Source organism: Pontimicrobium sp. MEBiC01747, from assembly GCF_053601635.1.
The window spans coordinates 1-2,511 of the sequence record NZ_JBSHNS010000541.1; the positions used below are offsets into that span (position 1 = coordinate 1).

Genomic DNA, 2,511 nt, shown 5'->3' on the forward strand with positions numbered 1-2,511 from the left:
CCATACGCCAACTAATTTTCCTTCTGGTTTTAGAAGTGAATTTATCTTTTTAGCATATAACTTACGATTATTTAGTGTAGGAGGAAAGGAACAAAAAAAGGTTTGCTCAAAAATTAAATCGAAATTATTATTACACTCAAAAAAGTTACCCTCTATGAGTTGATTTAGCGGAAAATTTGGGACTCTTTTTAATAATGCTTTTAATGGAGCATTAGCAATATCTAATACATACACATTTTTAAAACCATTATTAAATAAGTACTCTGCTTCGTATGAATTACCAGCACCAGGAATTAATATTTTTAAATCTTTATTGGTAATTTGATCTATGTAAACTTTTAGTGGAGTAGAAGGCGCTCCAATATCCCAACCAGTTTTATTGTCTTGATAACGTTTAGACCAATAATTCTTTTCTTCTTGTGTATTTGGCATTTTGTGTAAACTTATTTAGTGTCTTCAACTCTAAAAGTATAGGTAGCAATAAGATCTTCTTTAATATATAAATGTACATCATAAAACCCCGTGGTGTTAAATTGATGGTTAAACGATAAATTTAAGTTTTTAATGCGTGTGTTTTCTGGTTGTATTGTTTTACTATTATTGCCATCGTTTATTAAAAGAGAAATGTTATCTTCTACTACAGGTTTTAAAAGTGTATACTTGAAAGCTATACTTTCATCTTTCGCTATTGTATGATGCATTTTTTTTGGAGATTCATGTAGTGCTAGGTTTGTATAGGCTTTGCTATAAATTATTGGCGCTTCTATAAAACTTTCAAACGTAGGCGTTTTTGTATTTAAAAGTAACCATTTAGAGTCTATTGGGTAATGGTTTACAGCAAATAACTCTGGATTAGTTAAGAAATAACCATTGTTATATTTAAATACAAAAATATTGGTTTTGGGGTCTGGTACACCACTAGCCCAAGTGGGGTCGCATAAGTACCATTTATTGTTTAACTTAATAGCATTCCATGAGTGATTAGGAATATTGAGTTTGCCTATATCTGTTGTACTTGTCCTACCATACCCATTAACAATAACACAGTTTAAATTTGCAAGTTTAGAAAGCTCTTTTAGAATATAGGCATAACCTGTACAAATTGTTTTTTCACGTTTTAATAGCTTACGAAATATTTCTTTTTTAACACGTTCATTCCAAGCGTTTAATTTTCCTGCTTGATGCTGTAATTGTTGTCGTTTTCTACTGTTTTTTAAATAGAGATTGTAATCGTTTGCAATGTTAGTACAAACCCATAAATAAATAGCTCTAAATTTTTCTACGTCCGTGTTTAAATTGGAGGTGAGTTTATAAGACAATTGAGGTAAATTATTTAACCCTTCATTTTTGTATGCTAAAGCAATACTATCTGCTTTGTAAAAATTTACAGTTCCAAAGTCAGAGAGTTGAGCATTAGATTGCAATACAATTACAAAGGGCAAAATATACCACAGTGTCTTCATCTGTTTATAGCTATTATGGTGTGTTATTTACGTTTAGATTTGTAGGGACTATCTGTTTGTAGTGCTCCAATAACCTCTATAACATCCGATGTTAAGACTAAATTAATAACCGTTCTGTCTTTTTCAACTTTTACTTCTTGCGTTTCGTAACCTAAATAACTAAACAATAAAATGTCGCCATCTTTTAATGGTTTAGGAAATGTAAAAGCGCCATTTTTATCTGTAGCTGTACCAATAACAGTTCCTTTTTTAATAATACTAACACCTTCTAAACGGCCATCTTCATCACTTACAGTTCCTGTAACTGTAAGTTCTTGATTTGCTGTTGATGTAGTCAAGTTATTCTGAGCATATGCAGTACCAGAAAATAATAGGGCAATAATTAGCATTCCGAAAATACCAAATGTGCTCTTAAAAGCATCAAATCTTGTCTGTGTAAAATTCAATTGTTTTGTCATAATATATAATGTTTTTATCAAATGTATAGACAATGCTATTGTGTATCAAACAACATTGAGTGATCTAAACGATTTAATTAGTAAAAACGACGTTTCAATGAGTGTAAAAAAATGTATTTATCTTATTTTCAAAGATAACCATTTTTAAGCGTCTTATAGAAAGTAAAGATATCCTGGTTTTTAACAGGTTAGTTTTCAACTTTTATAACTTTGCCTATAATATTATTTGCAGGAATCCAACCATTTAATTTACCTAAATTATTGCCAATTAAAATGTTTTCGTTTTGTATGTCTTTAATGATATGCAATAAATAATTATCTTTCCATTTTACGAAAACAATATCATTAATTACTATTTGTTCAGGTTTTATCCTTTGTATAGTAACTAATTGACCAGATTCTATTCTTCCTTTCATAGAGCCTCCTTGTGGTCTTACTTGGCATTTGTTATTTTTAGATAATTCTTTTAAAGCGTCTTTAACCCATCCCATAATTTTATTTCATGATTATTACAGTAATTTGTTTTTAAGTGTTAATAGTCATTTATATACGCAAGATACATTTTATAAGCAGTGTAGAAAGGTCTAAAA

Annotated in this window: 4 protein-coding genes; all 4 read right to left on the reverse strand. The window is 29.5% G+C overall.

Going from position 1 to position 2,511, the window contains the following annotated elements:
• Window positions 1-432 (reverse strand): methyltransferase domain-containing protein (locus ACVC2P_RS17720; protein WP_452599781.1); only part of this gene is annotated, 432 nt, incomplete at its 3' end.
• Window positions 433-443: 11 nt separating this feature from the next.
• Window positions 444-1,463, reverse strand: coding sequence for a transglutaminase domain-containing protein (locus ACVC2P_RS17725; protein WP_452599782.1), 1,020 nt, complete (start codon window positions 1,461-1,463; stop codon window positions 444-446).
• A 23-nt stretch (window positions 1,464-1,486) separates the two neighbouring features.
• Window positions 1,487-1,921 carry a carboxypeptidase-like regulatory domain-containing protein gene (locus tag ACVC2P_RS17730; RefSeq protein ID WP_452599783.1) on the reverse strand — a complete coding sequence of 145 codons (435 nt, stop codon included), beginning with the start codon at window positions 1,919-1,921 and terminating at the stop codon, window positions 1,487-1,489.
• A gap of 188 nt (window positions 1,922-2,109) precedes the next feature.
• Window positions 2,110-2,412: a hypothetical protein gene (locus ACVC2P_RS17735; protein ID WP_452599784.1), complete on the reverse strand. Its 303-nt coding sequence runs from the start codon at window positions 2,410-2,412 to the stop codon at window positions 2,110-2,112.
• Window positions 2,413-2,511: the final 99 nt, after the last annotated feature.